We start from the raw sequence: 18,020 nt of genomic DNA, 5'->3' as shown, positions 1-18,020 counted from the left end.
CGCGCGCTATTCGGGGAGCGAGTCTCGGCGATTTCGTGCGACCGGACCCGTTGTCGCGAACGCGGCACTGGAGCCAGCCTCCACTGCGAGGCGCTCAAGGTTCCGTTCGATGAGCCGGACAGCGCCGCGAGGCTGATTGGTCCAGTGCCAGTTGCTCCCCGAACCTGTTCGCCTCATCCGAGTACATCGAGGACCTGGACGGCTGGACGCTCCACCGGGCTCCGCCACAGCGCCCTGACACACGACGCAGAGGACGGCACCTCCACCCCGATGCTGCTGGCCCGCTCCACCACGCCTTCGTCCGCTCCCTAGAGCGGTATGTCCCGCCCCGGCGTCGACTCGGGCGCCCGACACGTCGCCGAACGCAACCCCGCGGCCACAGTCGCAGGCGAGTCCAGCTACCTGGAGCAGTTCGCCCAGTACTGCCAGGCAGCCGCACCCGTGGAGGCCGTTCCGCTCTCGTCCGTGGGCACGGTACTCGCCGGCCTGGAAGAGTTCACGCTCAGGCAGACTGGCGATCTTGGCATCGAGCACGCGCAAGAGGTCGACTCTCCTGTCCGGGACTGAAGACTGTACAACTGCAGAACCGCCGCCCTCCGCGGCGGAAGCCGGTGGCTTCCACCTCTCGGGGTCAGCTGTGGAACGCGAGGATGGCGCGGCCGGCATCGTAGAGCGACTTGGCGATGGTCCCAGGGTCGCCGAGGTAGCCCCCGACCATTGCTCCGTCGCGCAGCATCACCAACTGGTCGGCGGCGACGGAGACATCGGTGACGCCGAGCTCCTGGATCATCTCCTCGATGGTCGCCTTGAACCACTGTCGATGGGCGTGCACGACCTGCCGGACCGGGTGCTCGGCGTCGGCGTACTCGGCCGCCGCGTTGATGAACGGACATCCTCGGAAGCCCGGTGAGCAGCTCTCGGCTCCGATTCCCTCGGCGATGATGCGGAACACCTCGGATGCCTTGCCAGCGGCCGCGAGGCGCGCCGCCTCGACGGCGCCGCGTTCCCATCCGGCGCGGCGTTCGAGGTAGGCGACGATCAGCTCGTCCTTGGTGGGGAAGTGCCGGTAGAAGGTCACCTTGGTGATGCCGACCTTGGCGATGACCTTCTCGGCGCTCACGGCTCGGATGCCCTGCGCGTAGAACAGTTCCGCCGCGGCCTCGATGATCCGCTCCCGCATCGACGGCTGGCCGCCCCGGGACAGTGTGGGCGTCATCGTGCGACCCCGTCCGTGCTCGTACCTGTCGTCTCGACGTGCTGCTGCGTCATGTGATCCACCCTTCCATCCTCTCCCCGTCGCGAATGCGCCGTGCGCGGTTCGCGCCGCGAGAGGCGTGCTAGGGTCAAGTAGAGTTACTAGTTAGTCTACCTAGGCGGGCTGGAGGCAAGCGAGCATGTCCACATCAACCCCGGTCGTCTTCGTCCACGGACTCTGGATCCACTCGGACTCCTGGCGGAACTGGTTGGACCTCTTCCGACGGGTCGGCTACGACCCGATCGCCCCGGGATGGCCCGGCGACTCCGACACCGTGGCCGAGACCCGCAGGAACGCCACCGCCGTCGGCAATCGGGGTATCGACGAGATCACCGCGGGCTACCTGCGCGTGATCGACGGCCTCGATACCAAGCCGATCGTCATCGGCCACTCCTTCGGTGGCCTGATCGCGCAGAAGCTGCTGGCCGGCGGGAACGCGTCGGCCGCCGTGGCCATCGACCCGGGCCAGATCAGGGGCGTCAAACCCGTACCGCTCGCGCAGATCCGCTCGGGCCTGCCGGTGCTCTCCAGGCCCGGCAACAAGAAGAAGGCCATCTCGCTCACCAGGAAGCAGTTCCGCTACAGCTTCGGCAACGCCATCCCGCAGTCCGAATCGGACGAACTGTTCGACCGCTGGGCCATCCCCGGCCCCGGAAAACCCCTCTTCGAGGCGAGCACCGCCAACTTCAGCAAGAACTCGCCGGCGGCGGTGGACACCAGGAACGACGATCGCGGACCCCTGCTCATCATCGGCGGCGGCAAGGACCACACCGTCCCCGAGGTCGTCGCCAAGGCCGCGTACAAGCTCTATGCCGGTTCGAGCGCCACAACCGACTACCAGGCATTCCCCGACCGGGGCCACTCCCTCGCCTTCGACCACGGCTGGCGTCAGATCGCCGACTTCACCCTCACCTGGCTCATGCACCAGAGCCTCTGAACCCCACACCCCACGCCGCTCCCGCGGCGAACCCCGACACTCACGGAAGGAAAAATTCATGCAATCACCACGGAGACTGTCCAAGAGTGGAGTCCGACTCGCCCTGGCGGGCGCTGCCATAGCCCTCGCCGCGGGGGTTCTTCCCGCCACGCAGGCATCCGCCACCGCGGACGGGAAGCACGGCGACCCGGCGGTCAAGCCGACCATCGTGCTCGTCCACGGCGCGTGGGCGGACGGCTCCAGTTGGAACCGCGTCGTCAGCAGGCTCCAACACGACGGCTACACCGTCCGCGTCCCCCCGAACCCGCTGCGCGGCGTGGCCGGGGACTCCGCCTACCTCGCCAGCTACCTCAAGACCGTCCCGGGACCGGTCGTACTGGTCGGACACTCCTACGGCGGATTCCTCATCACCAACGCCGCCACGGGCAACACCGACGTCAAGGCGCTCGTCTACGTGGACGCGTACATCCCCGCCCAGGACGACACCCTGAACGGACTGACCGCCCAATTCCCGGGCAGCCACGTCACGCCGGACGCGCTCGACTTCGTGCCCTCCGCCGACAGCGTCGTCGACGCCTACCTCAAGCCGACGAAGTTCCACGACATCATGGCCAACGACCTCCCGGCCCGGCAGACCGCCACCATCGCCGCCGCCCAGCGGCCGCTGGCGGCATCCACGCTCGACGAGCCGTCCGGCGCACCGGCCTGGAAGACTATCCCCAGCTGGGACGTCATCGGAACCGCCGACCACGCGGTGCCCGCAGCGGCGCAGGAATTCATGGCCAAGCGGGCCGGTGCGACCGTGACCAAGGTCCGCGCCTCCCACCTGTCCATGATCTCCCACCCCGCCACGGTGAAGGACGTCATCGAGGACGCGGCGCGCCACACCTCGTAACCCTAAGGCGGCCGTACGGGACAACTCCCGTACGGCCGCCCCCACGATAGGCGCGCCGTGTGACGTTCGCTCGGATACCGGGGCTGATCCGGGGCCACCTGTGGTGGCGGAGGATCAGGAGGCTGGCCATGAGGGACCCTCACTCCGGTGGCCATCGCGTCACGGAGGCCAGCCGTCAGGCCGGCCAACTCGTGAGCGGTTTCCCTTCGCACCGCCCGGCCGTCGAGAGCGCACCGGCCGCCGGCGGCTCAGCCTTCGAAGGCTCGCCGGATGAACTCCTCGCGGGTGGCGGCGGAGGCCCGCGACACCGGGGGTCTGCAGCCAGTGCGTCGAACCCGTGGAACCGCCGCCCCACATGTGGAGGTCGACGTTCACGTCGGCCTCGGACAGGCGGCGGGCGTAGGTGAGGATCTCGTCGCGGAAAACCTCGACGGAACCGGTGTCGAGGTAGGTGCGGGGCAGGTCGGTGAGGTTCTCGGCCCGGGCCGGTGCGGCGTACGGTGACACGTTGGGGCCAGCGCGGCGGTCGCCCAGCAGGGCGGTCCAGCCGAACAGGTTGTCGTCGCGGTCCCAGGTCCCCTCGCCCCGCATCATGCGGCTGCTGTGGGGCTCAAAGCGGTCGTCGAGCGTGGGGCAGATCAGTACTTGGTGGCTCAGCTGGGAGAAGGCCCGCTCGCGGGCGAGCAGCGCGGTGCCGGCCGCCAGTCCGCCGCCAGCACTGACCCCGGCGATGAGGAGGCGCTCGGGGGCGAGCCCAGGTCAACCGTGTGCTCCACCGTCCGCACAAGCCCGGCGTAGCAGTCCTCGATGGGGGCGGGGTCGGGGTGTTCGGGGGCCAGGCGGTACTCAACTGACACTACGACTGCGCGGCCCTCGACCACGAATGGAAGGAAGGCATCCACACCCGTGCGGCGGTCCCCGCAGGCCATGCCCCCGCCGTGGATGTGGAAGATGCCACCCACAGGTCCACGGTCTGCGGCCGGACTGAGGATCAGCAGCGTGAGGTCCGGCGCCCTGAGGCCCTGGAACCTGGCGCTCCTCCACCCGAACGCGCCCGCCCGCCGTCAGATCAAGCGGTTCCGCTCCCGGCATCCCCTCGGCCCCGCCTGCCGGTAAGCCGCGAGGCTCTCCTGCGACCACCGCGGCATGATCGCGGCATACGCTTTGACCACGGGGATGAGTTCGGCGTCGAAAGGCGGCCGTTGCGGCGCGGCGCCGAGAATGTCTGCTGTCGTCTGGTCGGTCATCTCACTCCTTCATGGACGGGTGATGACAGGGCGTCATCCGCTCCTGGCCTTGGACGCGGAGAGCTGAACCCTGCGGTTGGCGGCAGGAGTTGGTACGCAATGCTTGAAACGACGTACTCCAGCGGCCCCACAGCGCGCTGGCGTCCGCCGGTGCGGGGCACCGGCCGCTGGCCGGTGCCGCGGCGAAGCACTGCATGCACCCGTGCGCAGCCCGGCGGGGCACGGGATGGATCAGCTACGAAGTCCCGCCCCGGGGCGACCGCGGTTGACCTGCCCACCCGATCAGAGCCGAGTCCTAGATGAATGAGTCCGATGTTTGTGCTGGCCGCGACCATGGCGAAGGGCGCCCGTTGGCTTGGGTGTGAAGACCAGCCTGGACGCCCTTCTGGCGGCACTGTACGTGTTCATCGACGACCATGTGGCCCCTCGTCGCCGGATCGGGCGACCACCGAAACTGACGGACGCCGAACTGCTGTGCCTGGCGGTCGCCCAGGTCCTGCTGGGTTTTCCCTCGGCCCGGCACTGGATCCGCTTCGCCCATGCCCGTCTGGGACACCTCTTCCGCTACCTGCCCCAGCAGTCGGCCTACAACAAACGGCTCAACGCCGCCGGCCCGCTCATCAGCCAGGTCATCGAGGCCCTGGCCAGGCAGGTGCCCACCTGGCACGACGACCTGCGGCTGATCGACTCCACACCACTGCCCTGCGCGGCCTCCCGCGAGACCGTCAGACGCTCCGAACTGGCCGCGCACGCCGGATACGGCTACTGCCGCTCCCATTCCCGCTTCTTCTGGGGATTCCGGCTCTACCTGCTGACCACCGCCGAAGGCATGCCGGTGTCCTGGTGCCTGGCCAACCCGAAACCCGGGGAACGGCAGGTGATGACCGCGCTGCTGGAACGCGACCACCACCTCGTCCGCGCAGGCCAGGTGATCCTCGCGGACAAGGGCTTCGCCGGGCGGGAGTTCGAGACGTTCCTCACCGAACGCCTCGGCGTCCATCTGGTACGGCCCGACCGGAAGGACGAGCCCACCCGGCACGGCCGCCTCGCCCGGGCCCGCCAGTGGATCGAAGCCGTCTTCGACACCCTCAAAGGCCAGCTCAGCCTGGAACAGCACGGCGGCCGCACCCCAGCCGGAGTCTTCGCCCGCACAGGCCAACGACTCCTCGCCCTCGCCACAGCCATCTGGCACAACTGGACCACCGGCGCCAAAACCAAACGATCACTCATCGCCTATGACCACTGAGAACATCGGACTCATTCATCTAGGCGGGCGACGGGGACGAAGCCCGCGTGGTGCGGCAGGGCAGCGGCGAACTCCCCGTCGGAGAATTCGCCGTTGATCCGGGCGGTGGCAAGGCCGTTAGCGCGCTGGAAGGTGACCGTAGTCGGCTGTGGGCGCATGAGGGATGCTTCTCCTTTCTTGTCGCACCGGTGCCGGGTTCTAGCGACTGCGGCCCCGAATGGCAGAAGTGGACGTGCTGGATGCGGCGGGGACTGCTGCGATCCCGTCAGTGCCTGCCGGCGGGTGTGCTGCGGCGGCGGGCGACGATGGCGCGGCGGCGCTGCTGTGGAGCGTGTGGTCCTGGTGGATCTCGGCGAGTACGGCTCGTGCGCGGTGGGGGACAGGAGGGCTTCATTGATGTTCGCGTCGAATCCGGCAGCGCGCAGAAGGCACACGGCACGGGTGGACCGGGCCTTCTCCTCTTCCTCCTCGCCCAGACCCGCGGGGAGTTCGTGCCAGACGTAGTGGGGCGGATCGACTTCTCGGTGAAGCCGCACGCCTTCAGGATCCGGTGGGCGTGTGCGTTGCCGCTGTCGGCGATGACCTCGGTGCTGAACTGCCTGCGGTAGATCTCGGCGTCGGTGCCGTACTCCTCATGGAGGAAGGACATGAAGCGGCCTTTCGAGGAAAGGAAGTTGGCGGTCAGCGGGACCGCCGGGGCCCCGGCGGTGTGGGCAGGGCCGTGGCGGCGGACTGGGTGAGCACGGTGGCCGGGGCGCCTGCGTGTTGTGGTGGGGCTGTTTCGCGGTAGGCGGTGAGCTGGGTCTGCCAGTTTGGTACGCCGGGTGGGCCGAGGGCGCGCAGCCGGTCGCTGGCGACGTGGAGGTCCTCGCTGATCTCGGTGAGCCGCCTGGCGGCGTCGGTGAAACGGCCGCCCAGGTCGAAGCCGTCCTCGTTATCGACGGCGTTGGCCTGCTCGGCGGCGTCGAAGAACTCGCTCAGCCTCGCCAGTACACAGTCGACCGGATCCAGGACCTGCTCGGTCAGGGATGCCGCCGCGTCGTACGTGTCCGCTGCCTTGAGCCGCTCGGCCACGGCCACGATGTGCAGACCGTGCACGCGGGTGCCGTGGGGACCGGCGGGCGTGGTGACAGGTGAGGCATCGAGGCGCGGGTCGAGGTCGACCTGGTAGTCGGCCGCGGTGAGCATCCGGGCGGCGTGGCCGGCCATCTCGTTCTCGCGCGCTTCGCCCAGGTCCCACGGCAGCCGGAACGACTTCGTCCTCGCCGGACCGGAGGCATGAGCATGAGAACGCCCAGACCAGGGCCCACAGACCGTAGAGGCCAAAGGGCGGCGGGTGCATCGTGACACCGATGCACCCGCCGTCCTTCCTCTTGCGTCAAGCCGCCTCGAACGCCCGCCGGATCAATGGCGCCGCCTTCTCCAGGTCGGCTGCTGAGGCGATCCGGACCTCCAGGTCGCCCGTACCGTGGTGGCCGATGCCGCGCATGTCGCGCGAGAAGCCCTCCTCCAGCGTCACGGTGTCCGGGTCCACCTTCAGGTAGACGAGGACTTCCTCGTTCTTGGGCCGGAAGACGACGCAGGCCACGTTCACCAGCCTCCGGTAGGCGATGTAGTGCAGCTTGACGTCGACCTCCACCTCACCCGAGGCGGCCAGTACCTCGTCCAGCTCGTCGTACAGAGCCCGAAGCGAAGCAGGCGCCGCGTCAAGAGCCGCCAGTTCTGACTTCGTCCGGCCGGCACCGGCCGGCACCTCACGCTCCCGAGGATCTCGCCGTGAGGCGACAGATCTGGCCGAGCCAGGGGTGGACTCGACCAGCAGCAGGCTCAGCAGTCCGCCGTCGAAGACGCGGTAGCGCACCAGGTCGATCCGCTCGTCCAGACGGTGCACCGCGACCCGGTCGTGGTGCGAGAAACCGGCGGCGATACAGACCATCCGCGGATTCCGCCAGTCGATCGCCTCGGCGGTCTCGGAACCCAGTTTCTCCTTGACCAGCGCTTCGAACTCATGACGCGCGGAGCACAGCCACGACAGGTAGGACACGGCCTGCGACAGAACCCCGCTGTCGCTGCCCTTCTTGTACTCGATCACCACCGGCGTGTTGTTCTCGTCCAGACCAAGCGAGTCGACCCGGCCCCGATGCCACGGCCCCGTCGGGTACTCAGATGCAAGGAACCGGACACCGAGCATCGCCTCCATGCTCGCCTCGACCCGATGCTGCAATTCCACCTCCAGCGCCACCGCCGAACTACGCAACTCGACATCCCGGCCATCGGTGCCGAGCCGGAACAGCTTCAGATCGGTCACCCGTGCCCCCTCGCGTAATTGCTACGCGAGAACCAATCGACAGATGCGGCGCGGTATTCCCTCCACCCGCCTCGGATGGGTCCGAAGGGGATGTCCATGTCTCAGCTCGGGGTTGCGATATGCGACCTGGTTACGCGCAAAACAGCCGACCCGTCCGCCATTTGACAGACCGGTCGCCGAGTCGGGCTGGGGCAGCGGGTGTGGCGTACCGGCTGTGACTAGGGTTGTCCGGTGATTTCGGCGGCCTCCTTCTTGCCCGCCACGGAGCGTTGGCCGGGCCGGGACAGCAGGTGGATGGCGCCGGCGTAGATGAGTCCGAGCGTCGTGAGTGAGATCCAGGGCAGTGCGGGGATTCCGGCGCGGGCCGCGGCGTCGAGAGCGGCGCCGGTGAGGAGGTTCCCCGCCGTCACACCGATGCCACAGATAGTGTTGTACAGGCCGTAGTGGGTGGCCACGAGCCGGCTCTGCGTGAAGGTGACGATGGTGTCCCTCTCGAACGGGTAGACGATCATCGTGGCCACGGCCAGCAGTAGTCCGCACAGCACTGCCGGAGCGACGGCGCCGATGGTCCGGCTGATGCCGGTTGTTGGTACAGGCCACAGGAGCGGGACGAAGGCGGCACCCATGAGTGCCAGCCCGACGGTGATCGCTCTGCTGGAGGACCAACGCTGTTTGCACCAGGCGCTGACGCGGGTCTGGCTGAGGATCGTGGCCAGGCCCGAGACGGCGAACAGCGCGCCGGTGCCGATTGTCGCGGTTCGCTCGTCGTCCGCCGTGTCCCGTACGGCCATCGGCAGTGCGAGGAACGGCCGGTTGGCCAGCACATGCCGCCACTGACGCGCCAGGCTCTCGCGCTGGGCGCCCCCAGCTCCGTGCGCCGGGGGCAGTGTCCGTAGTTGCACGACCCCCAAGACGGCTGGTGGCTCGTCCTCACCCCTGCGTGCGACATCTACGAGGACCTGCCCAGCGGCGGCAACCGCGCGGCCAAGGCCGAGTACGTGCGTCTCGCCAAGGCGGTGCCGTTGAGTGAAGCGCCCTTGATCGCTCGTTGGATCGAGGCCGGATCCCCCACCAAGGGGAGCCGGGAGCGGAACGCGGCTCTGGAGATGTTCCGCGACAACAACGCCCGTTACCGGATTCTGCCCAAGTACCTCGACATCCCGGACCTCCTGGTCGACTTCGAGATCGTGCAGTCTGTTCCGTCAGCAGAGGTCCGCTCGTGGGCCCGCGTCGCCACGCCGGACAGCCCGTTCGCCGAGGCCATGCTGACCTCACACGGGCACATGGTGGCCAGGATCGGCACCCCGGTCGTCGACTACGAGAACATCAAGCAGTCCCTGGGGCTGGACGGAAAGGGGAAGACCACGGACCAGAACTCGGTTCCGAGCCCTCGTACCACGACGAAGGACGCCCAGCAGTCCTGATTCTCGGCCAGGATGATCAGCCTGTCGGCCATCTCGCCAGCGCGCTGAATTCTGAAGCGTGATCTGAGCCCGACCGTGTCGGGGATCTCAGACGGCAGAGTCGTTGAGCCCTGTGATCCATGGGAGGTGAGCTGGCCCATGCCTCCGCAGGGCCCGATACGTCGGCACGAACTCGCGCACAAGTGCGAAGGGGGGAGCACCCTTCAACCGGTGGCACTCTCCGGCAAGGACTTCAGCGAAGGCCAGCAACTTGCGGTTGGCTGCTCCCTCCATCAGGTGTGCTGCCGCCTTGGCGCCGACGCTGATCAGCTTCGTGGTGCTGATCAACTCGTCCTTGGCGGCTGAATCCCCGTGTGCAAGAGCAGGCGACAAGCGGTCTCGTTCTCCGAGCACGTGGGCAGCTGCCAGGCAGAGAACCGTCGACGTTGTTGTCTCGGCGGATTCTCCCGCATTGGTCATGGCATTCACCAGCAGGGGGAGAGCGGCGAAAGGCAGGGGGTCGGTAATGTCCCAGAGGGGCTCCGCGACCTGGAGCCCGGCATGTGTTCCCGTACGGTCCACGTGCAGCAGAGGCCGGTCGGGAGATGCCTGACGTAGTTCCCAGCGCTCGACGCTGGGGTCCGCGATGGCGGCCCCGAGGATCGCACGAAACGCCTCTCTCAGGTTCTCAACGGAGACGTCGGGCACGTCCAGCCGCACGAGGCTGCCATGGCGCCGGATATCCAGCACCGGGAATCTGGCTTCTCCCGCTGCCTGGAGTATGGAGAGGTCTCGGCCGACGTAGTTCGAGTCCTCTGCGCCCCGGATGACCAGCGATGCGTTCTGTGCGTAGGCCACGGCGACCCCGTGCTCGAACCCGCGGCAAATGGCGCGAGCTCGGAGCGCGGCGTCCAGTACCTCGTCGAGATCGGTTTGCCGTCCGCCCAAGAGGAGCGTGTCGTTGACAGGGTCCCAGCGGAAGTCCTCGTGGGCGTTCGCGTTGCGCCACTCAGAGCGGATCGTCGAGGCAAGCAACTTGCACAGTGGCTGACCGTCTTGAGCTGCCAGCACATCCCGGACGGTGGCGAGCGAGGCCCCCTGCGGAGCCGTCCTTCCCAGCAGCTCCAGTACCACAACAGCCGTGCGCCTGACGTCTGCTTCCAGCACGGCCCGGTGCAGGTCCATGACCGCCCGCGCCTTTTCTTCCTGGTACTCCTCCTCGTAGTAAGCGTTGAGGTAGGCGATCTGTCCCCGATGGGCGGACACCATCTCCGGTTCTCGAACGTCGTGTCGTGCCATCAGTGAACATGCGAGTTCCGGATCGGACTTCAGATGGGACGTCACCAGGTCACGTCCCAGGAGGGCAGCACGGTGCGTTACCAAGGGGCGATCGGAGACCGCTAGGACGGCAAGGTGATGGAGAAGTATCACCGTTAGGGGCAGCGAGTCATCGATCAGATGTCTCATGCTCCGGCGCAGCCGATGATCGAGCATCTGCGGGGCTTCCGCCCAAGCGGCCAGGAGGCGGGCCCGCGACGCCACACCCGACCCGGGACCCACTTGCTCGGCCGACACCCCGAGCGTTCGCTGGTAGACGTCCTCGTAAGGAAGGCCAGCGTGATCAGTCCTGGCGGCAGCTTTCAGAGTTCGCCAGGCCGCCTGAGCCGCGAGAGCATACTTCCGTACTGCAGACCAAGCGGACTCCGCCCATCCCTGTTCCAGGCAGGCGAACAGCGCCTGAACCTCGTTCCGATTCGCTTGCGCCAGGTCAGTCGCCAACCGTCGCTCTGCCGCGCTGGTACGGGACGGACTGAACCGGGACATCTCTCCTCCGGCAGCACCCACAGCAACAACCGACGCGTGGAGACTCCGCAGCAACTCCGGAAGCCGCTTTCCGATGGTTCGGCCGGAAGCGGTCCGCAGGCGCAGGATCTCCGTAACCTTCTTGTCGGTCTCCCGCTGAAGCCCGGACAGGTCGGCTTCCCTCAGCACTGTCTTCCATTGCGCGCGGGTCACCGGTACAAAGGCGACCTCCTGCTGACCCGTGATCTGCTCAGGAAGCGCGGAGAGATTCAGCTTTCGGATCACTTCTAGCGCAGCCGCGCAGGAATCTCGTTCAACTGTGCCCAGTTGGTCGGGAAGAGATACGTCCACCAGCACAGGATGACACCGGCACCCCGCTTGAAGCGTGATGTTTTCCCAGCGCCTATCGGTGCCCTCGTACGATGGTGATGCTGAGATCCCGCCCCCTGTGTTGGCAGGTCTTCGTGCGCGCGATGCGCGAGCGGATGGTGAGGCACAGGCATCAACGCCGAAGTCTGCACCCCAGCACCGCAGGGGACATGCTGGGAGTGCCCGCTGTGCGGCTACTGCCGCACAGCGCCGACGCCGGTCCACCGGTGCTCGCCCTGCACGTGCGACATGGAGTAGCGCACAGCGAATTTCGGGCCCTCTCTCTTCGTGTATGACGTACAGAGGCGGCGATCGCGGCTGAACGAAGAGGGGGACCCGCAACGTGACGATGCTGGATCTGGGAGTCGTCGGCCCAGCTCAGAGTGACTACCTGTACCACTTCACCGGTCGCATTGGACAACGGCCCGACTCGGTACCGGAGTCGATTCAGGGCATGAGCGCGCAGGAACGCCTGGACAGCATCCTGCGAGAGAAGCAGTTCCGGGCGTACGCGCCGTTCGGCGCGACCACACCGTGTATCTGCTTCTCCGAAAGCCCGCCCGATCACCTCAAGTACCTCCTCGGCATCGGCCGGTTCTCCCCCTGGGGCATCGTCACCCACCGTTCCGCGATCCTCAGCGCTGGCGGGGGCTCGGTCGCCTATGTCCCGGACACCGTGCACGCGCAGTTTCAGCAGGCCGAACTCGCACACTGGAGTGTCCGCACGGCAACGGGCTCGACCTGGATGCACGAACGCGAGTGGCGCCTTCCTCGGCCCCAGGGCACCGCCGGAATCCTGTACGTCACTGCCATTCTCGTGGGCGACCCCAGCTGGCGGCCGGCGCCCGTCGAGACCGGCTGGGTGGACGCGTCCACCGGGGAAGAGGCCAGCCCTTATGCCGAGCCGGTCTACGAACTGCCCATCCTGTGGCGCACGTCGTGGATATGGGTCTGGGACCCGCACCAGGAGGCGGTGATGAAGTACCCACCCGGCACCCTGCGCTGAAGACTGCTCCTGACGCCCCCGAACCGACACCGCAGCGCCGTTGCCCGTGTTGGCATCGCACGCGAGCCTGGTCGGGGCGCGATGCTCTGCGCACCTCTGGAGCTGAGACCGGGCGGTCTGCCGAGAGAACCGCCAGTGCACCGGTCTCCGGTGCCCCGAGTGGTTCGAATCCCCTGCCGGAGCCTCGCGCACACCTCTTGCCGACGCAGCGCGGACTAGTGTTCTGAGTCTTAAATTTCCGTAGGGTTGGGTCATGGTGCGTCCGGGACCGAAGCTTGTGCCGTTGGATCTGACTGATGCTGAGCGGTCGGTGTTGGAGGGTTGGGTTCGGCGGCGTAAGTCCGCGCAGGACATGGCGATGCGGGCTCGTGTGGTCCTGGCCTGTGACGAGGTCGGGGAGGACGGTTTCCCTGTGTCGACGCGTGTGGTGATGGAGCGGGTCGGGGTGTCGCGTGACACCGTGTCGAAGTGGCGTCGGCGGTTCCTCGCGGACCGTCTGGACGGGCTGTCGGACGAGCCCCGTCCGGGCCGGCCCCGCACGGTGGGGGATGAGCAGGTCGCCGATCTGATCGCGCGGACTCTGGAGTCGGGGCCGGAGGATGCCACGCACTGGTCGACGCGGTCGATGGCGAAGAGGACGGGACTCTCCCAGTCGACCGTTTCGCGGGTCTGGCGGGCGTTCGGGCTGCAGCCGCACCGCTCCGAGACGTTCAAGCTGTCCGCGGACCCGTTCTTCGTCGACAAGGTCCACGACGTGGTGGGACTGTATCTCGACCCGCCGGAGCGGGCGCTGGTGCTGTGTGTGGACGAGAAGTCGCAGATCCAGGCACTGGACCGGTCTCAGCCGGTGCTGCCGATGATGCCCGGGGTGCCGGAGCGGGCGACCCACGACTATGTCCGCGCCGGCACCACCACCCTGTTCGCCGCGTTCGACGCGGCCACCGGCAAGGTGATCGGTTCGCTCCACCGCAGGCACCGGGCCGAGGAGTTCAAGAAGTTCCTGGGCAAACTCGACAGAGAGGTCCCTGCCGGGCTCCAGGTCCACCTGATCTGCGACAACTACGCGACCCACAAGACCGCGGCAGTCAAGAAGTGGCTGCTGGCCCATCCCCGGTTCCACATGCACTTCACGCCCACCAGCTCGTCCTGGCTGAACCTCGTCGAGCGATGGTTCGCCGAGCTGACGAACAAGCGGATACGGCGAGGCGTCCACAAGTCGGTCCAGGCACTGGAGAAGGACATCCGCACCTGGATCGACTCATGGAACGAGGACCCCAAGCCGTTCATCTGGACCAGGACCGCCGACCAGATCCTCGAATCCCTCGCCTCATACTGCCGACGAATTAGCGACTCAGGACACTAGGTTCTGTCCGGCGGATCATGAGCGAAGCCATAGGCGCATCGCGACGGCAGTGACGGTGCCGTGGAAGACGGAGGACCTCTTGTCGTAGCGGGTGACGACAGCGCGAGAGTTCTTGAGCCGGTTGATCGTCCGCTCCACTTCGTTTCGGCGCTTGCAGATCTCGCTGTCGAAGCCGGTGGGCCGACCGCCCCTGCTGCCCCGTCTCTTGCGGCTGGCCCGCTGGTCCTTCGGCTCGGGGATGGTGTGCTTGATCTGGCGTCTTCGCAGGTAGCGTGGGTTTCGGCGTAAGCTGTACGCCTTGTCGCCGCTCACGTGGTCCGGTCGTTCGCGCGGTCGGCCGCCTTGCGGGCGGGGGACACGGATGCGTTCGAGGACCGCGATCATCTGTGGTGCGTCGACCCACTGGCTGGGTGTGAGCAGGAAGGGCATCGGGCGGTATCCGCCTTCACATGCCAGGTGGATCTTGCTGGTCAGGCCGCCCCGGGACCGTCCGAGTCCTTCGTCGGGGCGGTGGTGCCGGGGCATTGTCCTTTTTTCGGGACGTGCGGCTTGTTCTTCCGGGCGCCGACCGCGTGCTGATGGGCACGGCAGGACGTCGAGTCGACGCTGACCATGCTCCAGTCGATCCGGCCCGCGAGGTCGGCTTCGGCTTGGACGGCACGCAGGATACGGTCCCACGTGCCGTCAGCCGACCAACGGCGGTGCCGTTTGTAGACGGTCTTCCAACTGCCGAAACGCTCGGGAAGGTCCCACCACGGTATGCCCGTGCGCACGCGAAACAAGATCCCGTCGATCACTCTGCGGTGATCGTTCCGCCGGCCACCACGCCGTCCCAACCGTCGGCAAGTGCGGCTCCAGCCGGACCCACTCGGCATTCGTCAGATCACCCCGCCCCATGCCGGGAACAACGAGTCAGCAATCCGACAGTCACATGATCCGCCGGACACTGCCTTAGGCGTCGTTTCTTATGGTTGACGCTCGCGTCGTTGACCGACTGCGCGGTTGTCAGTGCGGTATGGGAGCCTCCCGGGCATGACTTACGACCTTGCTGTCTGGGAAGGCGAGAGACCAGCGGATGACAAGACCGCCGGCCTGGTCTTCAGCGATCTGTACGACCGCTACATCGATGGGGAGGTGGAGGAGCCTCCCTCCGAACGCATTGCGGCCTACGTCGCTTCGTTGCTTGAGCGGTGGTGCGACATCACCGAGGACGACGAGGACACCTCGCCCTGGTCCACTGGTCCGTTGATCGACGAGGCAAGCGGTCCGCTGATCTACTTCGCCATGCGGTGGAGCATGGCTGAAGAGGCATCGGCCTACGCGGCGGCCGTCGCGCAGTCCATGGGGCTGATCTGCTTCGACGTTCAGCAGGACCGGCTCAGGCCGTGAGCGCAGTAACCAATCGGCGGTAGCCGATGAGGGTTGCGGCTGTGCCGACGAAGGCGAGGTAGTGTTCGGCCTTGCGTTCGTAGCGGCGGTGGAGCCTTCGGCAGCCGGCCAGCCAGGACACGGTTCTCTCCGCCACCCAGCGGTGCCTGCCCAGCCGTTGTGATGACTCAATGCCCTTACGTGCGATGCGGTGGCGGATGCCACGCTTGCGGAGCCATCGGCGCAGGTGGTCGTAGTCGTAACCCTTGTCTGCGTGCAGTTTCGCCGGTCTGCGGCGCCGGGGCCCGCGGCGGGACCGGATGGGCGGCATGCCCCGCACGAGCGGTTCCAGACCCTGGCTGTCGTGCATGTTCGCACCGGAGATACCCAAGGACAGCGGCAGCCCGTTCCGGTCACAGATCAGGTGGATCTTCGATCCCGGCTTGCCGCGACCGGTCGGGTTCGGTCCCGTCAGCAGCCCCCTTTTGCGGCGTGCAGGCTGACCGAGTCGATCGCGCACCGGGACCAGTCCAGCTCACCCCTCGCTCCGAGTTCGTCGAGGATCACGCGGTAGAGCCGGGCCCAGACCCGGTCCCGGCTCCACTGGGCGAACCTGCGGCAGACCGTGGGCCAGGCGGGGCCGAACACCGGCGGCAGCTGCCGCCACGTGCAGCCTGACGTCACCACGAAGATGATCGCTGCCAAAGCTTCACGGTCACCTGCCCGACGCCGACCACCACCCTGCGGACGCGTGACCACTGTCGGCGGCACCACTCGCCTGAACAACACCCACAACTCGTCCGGCACCAGCCACTCAACGAGATCAGCCATGTACGGATCAACGACCGATCACGCCATAAAAAACGACGTCTAAGCGCCCGGCGACCAGGCACAGGCGCCCGTGACCGACCACACGCTGGGTGCTCTCGCCTTTTCCCGGCTGGCACCCCATCCCGTATCATCGGCCCTTCCACGGCCCAGCGGCCGCGGCGTTCTGTCAGGGACTTCAGCAGTTTGCCCAGCGGTGGCCGGAGATGTTGTTGTTCATCGACTGGCCCTGACCGGAGTTGCCGTCCCACAGGAAGTAGATGCCCGACAGGTCGTTGAGGTAGTAGCCGTTGGGTAGGCAGTTCCTGGCGCCGCCGTAGCCCGTGGTCCAGTACAGGTTGACGTCGTCGTACGAGCCGGCGTAGCCGCGGTTCTCCAGGGAGCTGGCCCTGTTCCGCATGGTCCCGTTGTTGCTGGATCCGGAGCACGTGTTCCAGTCTGAGTCGTCGCCAGCCCAGTAGCAGTAGACGCCGCCCCTGTTGATGCCGTCCCACGCCCAGAGGTTGCCGTCCGGGGCGGCCATGGACACGGAGTCGGACGACGCGGGGCCTGGGGCCGCCGCCTGTGCGGTGCCGGGGGCGGTGAACACGGCCAGGGCGGTGAGCGCCAGAGCGGACAGGGCGGTGTTGATCTTCGTCACTGTTCTTTCCTTCTCTTCTCGGCAGGTTGGTCGGGCTGGTCCCGTTCGTTCCGGACGGTGGAACGACTGCGTTCCAGAGCGGCGGCTTCCAGTCGCCGCCTGGTGAGTACCTCGTCCGCGTACTCGTGCCGCAGGCGCTCGCCGTATCGCCGGTCCAGGCGACGGGCCGTATCGGAGAGGCCGCTGCTGATCGCGCATTCGGCCTCGGTGACCGCTGTATGTATTTCCCTCACCCGCGGAACGGCCTTGTCCGGGTCCAGGAACACGGCGCGGGCTTCGTGGGGATCCGCGTACAGGGATCCCCTTTCCCGCATGCACGCCGACCACTTTCTGATCGAGTCGGCGTAGTCGGTATCGGCGGTGACCTGTGAGTAGCGGATCTTGTTGAGCGCGTCGGTCACCGTCGTGACGCGGAACCAGGCAGCCAGGTCCCCGTAGAGCCTCTTCTGGGCCAGCGCGGTGCAGCCGCCGTCGACGCGTCCGAGCGTCATGCCGTCCGGGGTCCTGGCCTCCAGGCGCCTCGCGGACGGTTCGCCGTGGAGGGCGTCCAGCGCGCGCTCGCGTTCCATCGGCGACAGACCGTCGAAGTACCGCCGGTTCGGGTCGGATACGCGCAACTGATCGCGTCGGGTTCGGATATCGCTTCCGTAACCGTGTGCGGATGCCCACGGCACATCGTCGATGACGTACGGGAATTCACGGTCCTCGGGCAACGGTTTCCGAGGGACGACCCACATTTTGAAACCGCGGGATGCCATACACGAACGTGTCAGCGACTCCTCGGCGTCATGGAGCAGGTCCTTGTCCTGTTCGGTGAGTGGCCGCGTCCCGTACCCCGTCGTCGGCTGTTTTCCGGCGACCGGACGGGAGTCGGACATGCCACAGGAGACCGCTGCCAGCGCGACCGCGACCGCGGCCGTCATGGCGACCGCTCGCCGGTGAATCCGCATGCCGCCCTCCTTGGCGCTTTCACGCTCCTCCCCCTCGTACGAGGTCTCTTTCCTACGGAAGGCGCGGGTGTTCTGTGTGGTGTTTGTGATGCTGCCCATAGGTATAGTCGCGAGGGGGTTGTCCAGCACGTGCACATCAGGGTGGACAAACAACGTCTGAACCACCATGGGGGGACCGTGGGGCGTCCGGAGCGTCGGCTGGATCCGGAGGCGGGGCCGCTTGAGCGGTTCGCCTGGGAGTTGCGGCAGTTACGGGGAGCCGCGGGCGGGTTTGAGTTACCGGGAGTTGTCCAGACGCGCGCATTTCTCGGTGAGCTTGTCGGACTGATCGGTTCGAGGCAGGGATGTATCTGCGGACGCTGGGCGCAGTGAGTATCTGCCAGGAAAGTGCAAGCCCACTTG

General features: G+C 67.1%; 18 protein-coding genes and 2 pseudogenes. 8 read left to right on the top strand and 12 right to left on the bottom strand.

Annotation, left to right across the window (positions count from 1 at the left end; all coding sequences use genetic code 11):
- Positions 1–318 precede the first annotated feature (318 nt).
- Positions 319–567, top strand: a complete 249-nt coding sequence (locus tag KQY30_RS36870) for a hypothetical protein (protein ID WP_254407450.1) — start codon at positions 319–321, stop codon at positions 565–567.
- Between the two features lie 64 nt (positions 568–631).
- Here KQY30_RS36870 and KQY30_RS33695 read toward each other — a convergent pair whose 3' ends face one another.
- Positions 632–1,216, bottom strand: coding sequence for a TetR/AcrR family transcriptional regulator (locus tag KQY30_RS33695; RefSeq protein WP_217310303.1), 585 nt, complete (start codon positions 1,214–1,216; stop codon positions 632–634).
- 178 nt (positions 1,217–1,394) lie between these two features.
- On the opposite strand from KQY30_RS33695, the gene KQY30_RS33690 reads away from it, so the two are divergent.
- Both KQY30_RS33690 and KQY30_RS33685 read left to right on the top strand, forming a co-directional pair.
- Positions 1,395–2,192, top strand: a complete 798-nt coding sequence (locus KQY30_RS33690; RefSeq protein ID WP_217310302.1) for an alpha/beta hydrolase — start codon at positions 1,395–1,397, stop codon at positions 2,190–2,192.
- Between the two features lie 58 nt (positions 2,193–2,250).
- The gene (locus KQY30_RS33685; protein ID WP_217310301.1) at positions 2,251–3,087 is read left to right on the top strand and encodes an alpha/beta fold hydrolase; all 837 of its coding nucleotides are present in this window, start codon (positions 2,251–2,253) and stop codon (positions 3,085–3,087) included.
- Between the two features lie 159 nt (positions 3,088–3,246).
- On the opposite strand, the pseudogene KQY30_RS33680 reads toward KQY30_RS33685, so the two are convergent.
- Together KQY30_RS33680 and KQY30_RS33675 are read right to left on the bottom strand one after the other, a co-directional pair.
- Positions 3,247–4,049: pseudogene (locus tag KQY30_RS33680) on the bottom strand (alpha/beta hydrolase fold domain-containing protein).
- 102 nt (positions 4,050–4,151) lie between these two features.
- Positions 4,152–4,334, bottom strand: a complete 183-nt coding sequence (locus KQY30_RS33675; protein WP_217310300.1) for a hypothetical protein — start codon at positions 4,332–4,334, stop codon at positions 4,152–4,154.
- A 361-nt stretch (positions 4,335–4,695) separates the two neighbouring features.
- On the opposite strand from KQY30_RS33675, the gene KQY30_RS33670 reads away from it, so the two are divergent.
- Positions 4,696–5,580 carry an IS982 family transposase gene (locus tag KQY30_RS33670; RefSeq protein WP_217311466.1) on the top strand — a complete coding sequence of 295 codons (885 nt, stop codon included), beginning with the start codon at positions 4,696–4,698 and terminating at the stop codon, positions 5,578–5,580.
- A gap of 11 nt (positions 5,581–5,591) precedes the next feature.
- Here the strand turns inward: KQY30_RS33670 and KQY30_RS33665 are convergent, their stop codons facing one another.
- The 4 genes from KQY30_RS33665 to KQY30_RS33650 all read right to left on the bottom strand — a co-directional run bounded on the left by KQY30_RS33665 (position 5,592) and on the right by KQY30_RS33650 (position 8,790).
- Positions 5,592–5,738, bottom strand: a complete 147-nt coding sequence (locus tag KQY30_RS33665) for a hypothetical protein (RefSeq protein ID WP_217310299.1) — start codon at positions 5,736–5,738, stop codon at positions 5,592–5,594.
- Positions 5,739–6,261: 523 nt separating this feature from the next.
- Positions 6,262–6,789, bottom strand: coding sequence for a hypothetical protein (locus KQY30_RS33660; RefSeq protein WP_217310298.1), 528 nt, complete (start codon positions 6,787–6,789; stop codon positions 6,262–6,264).
- Positions 6,790–6,958: 169 nt separating this feature from the next.
- Positions 6,959–7,888 (bottom strand): DUF5655 domain-containing protein, encoded by a 930-nt coding sequence (locus KQY30_RS33655; RefSeq protein WP_217310297.1) that lies wholly within the window; start codon positions 7,886–7,888, stop codon positions 6,959–6,961.
- Between the two features lie 218 nt (positions 7,889–8,106).
- The gene (locus KQY30_RS33650; RefSeq protein WP_217310296.1) at positions 8,107–8,790 is read right to left on the bottom strand and encodes a hypothetical protein; all 684 of its coding nucleotides are present in this window, start codon (positions 8,788–8,790) and stop codon (positions 8,107–8,109) included.
- Here KQY30_RS33650 and KQY30_RS33645 point away from each other — a divergent pair.
- Positions 8,785–9,312 carry a hypothetical protein gene (locus tag KQY30_RS33645; protein ID WP_217310295.1) on the top strand — a complete coding sequence of 176 codons (528 nt, stop codon included), beginning with the start codon at positions 8,785–8,787 and terminating at the stop codon, positions 9,310–9,312. The two genes, KQY30_RS33650 and KQY30_RS33645, sit on opposite strands and share 6 nt — an antisense overlap.
- 87 nt (positions 9,313–9,399) lie before the next feature.
- On the opposite strand, the gene KQY30_RS33640 is transcribed toward KQY30_RS33645, so the two are convergent.
- Positions 9,400–11,445 carry a hypothetical protein gene (locus KQY30_RS33640; RefSeq protein ID WP_217310294.1) on the bottom strand — a complete coding sequence of 682 codons (2,046 nt, stop codon included), beginning with the start codon at positions 11,443–11,445 and terminating at the stop codon, positions 9,400–9,402.
- Between the two features lie 361 nt (positions 11,446–11,806).
- Between KQY30_RS33640 and KQY30_RS33635 the strand changes: the two genes are divergently transcribed.
- Positions 11,807–12,469, top strand: a complete 663-nt coding sequence (locus tag KQY30_RS33635) for a hypothetical protein (RefSeq protein ID WP_217310293.1) — start codon at positions 11,807–11,809, stop codon at positions 12,467–12,469.
- Between the two features lie 253 nt (positions 12,470–12,722).
- Positions 12,723–13,832, top strand: a complete 1,110-nt coding sequence (locus KQY30_RS33630) for an IS630 family transposase (RefSeq protein WP_217308917.1) — start codon at positions 12,723–12,725, stop codon at positions 13,830–13,832.
- 15 nt (positions 13,833–13,847) lie between these two features.
- On the opposite strand, the pseudogene KQY30_RS33625 reads toward KQY30_RS33630, so the two are convergent.
- A pseudogene (locus tag KQY30_RS33625) lies at positions 13,848–14,729 on the bottom strand (IS5 family transposase).
- A 135-nt stretch (positions 14,730–14,864) separates the two neighbouring features.
- Here KQY30_RS33625 and KQY30_RS33620 point away from each other — a divergent pair.
- On the top strand, positions 14,865–15,221 hold the full coding sequence (locus KQY30_RS33620) for a hypothetical protein (protein ID WP_217310289.1): 357 nt from the start codon (positions 14,865–14,867) through the stop codon (positions 15,219–15,221).
- Here the strand turns inward: KQY30_RS33620 and KQY30_RS33615 are convergent.
- The 3 genes from KQY30_RS33615 to KQY30_RS33605 all read right to left on the bottom strand — a co-directional run bounded on the left by KQY30_RS33615 (position 15,211) and on the right by KQY30_RS33605 (position 17,717).
- Positions 15,211–16,031 (bottom strand): IS5 family transposase gene (locus KQY30_RS33615; protein ID WP_217310290.1). Its coding sequence is split into 2 segments (ribosomal slippage): positions 15,211–15,681 and positions 15,684–16,031, totalling 819 coding nucleotides; the frame shifts between segments, so codons are not numbered across the junction. The two genes, KQY30_RS33620 and KQY30_RS33615, sit on opposite strands and share 11 nt — an antisense overlap.
- Before the next feature lie 175 nt (positions 16,032–16,206).
- A complete protein-coding gene (locus tag KQY30_RS33610) occupies positions 16,207–16,668 on the bottom strand; it encodes a hypothetical protein (RefSeq protein WP_217310292.1) in 462 nt (153 codons plus the stop codon).
- Positions 16,665–17,717 (bottom strand): hypothetical protein, encoded by a 1,053-nt coding sequence (locus KQY30_RS33605; RefSeq protein ID WP_217310291.1) that lies wholly within the window; start codon positions 17,715–17,717, stop codon positions 16,665–16,667. Before KQY30_RS33605 ends, KQY30_RS33610 begins: the two co-directional genes overlap by 4 nt.
- Positions 17,718–18,020: the final 303 nt, after the last annotated feature.

This window comes from Streptomyces sp. GMY02, assembly GCF_019056675.1.
Taxonomy (GTDB): Bacteria; Actinomycetota; Actinomycetes; order Streptomycetales; family Streptomycetaceae; genus Streptomyces; species Streptomyces odonnellii.
This window is presented reverse-complemented; position numbering and strand designations above follow the sequence as displayed.

Excerpts from the sequence above, each read along its gene's own strand:
- KQY30_RS33605 (WP_217310291.1), bottom strand. The coding sequence starts at position 17,717 with ATGGGCAGCATCACAAACACCACACAGAACACCCGCGCCTTCCGTAGG.
- KQY30_RS33695 (WP_217310303.1), bottom strand. The coding sequence starts at position 1,216 with ATGACGCCCACACTGTCCCGGGGCGGCCAGCCGTCGATGCGGGAGCGG.
- KQY30_RS33675 (WP_217310300.1), bottom strand. The coding sequence starts at position 4,334 with ATGACCGACCAGACGACAGCAGACATTCTCGGCGCCGCGCCGCAACGG.
- KQY30_RS33620 (WP_217310289.1), top strand. The coding sequence starts at position 14,865 with ATGACTTACGACCTTGCTGTCTGGGAAGGCGAGAGACCAGCGGATGAC.
- KQY30_RS33630 (WP_217308917.1), top strand. The coding sequence starts at position 12,723 with ATGGTGCGTCCGGGACCGAAGCTTGTGCCGTTGGATCTGACTGATGCT.
- KQY30_RS33660 (WP_217310298.1), bottom strand. The coding sequence starts at position 6,789 with ATGGCCGGCCACGCCGCCCGGATGCTCACCGCGGCCGACTACCAGGTC.
- KQY30_RS33665 (WP_217310299.1), bottom strand. The coding sequence starts at position 5,738 with ATGCGCCCACAGCCGACTACGGTCACCTTCCAGCGCGCTAACGGCCTT.
- KQY30_RS33690 (WP_217310302.1), top strand. The coding sequence starts at position 1,395 with ATGTCCACATCAACCCCGGTCGTCTTCGTCCACGGACTCTGGATCCAC.
- KQY30_RS33685 (WP_217310301.1), top strand. The coding sequence starts at position 2,251 with ATGCAATCACCACGGAGACTGTCCAAGAGTGGAGTCCGACTCGCCCTG.
- KQY30_RS36870 (WP_254407450.1), top strand. The coding sequence starts at position 319 with ATGTCCCGCCCCGGCGTCGACTCGGGCGCCCGACACGTCGCCGAACGC.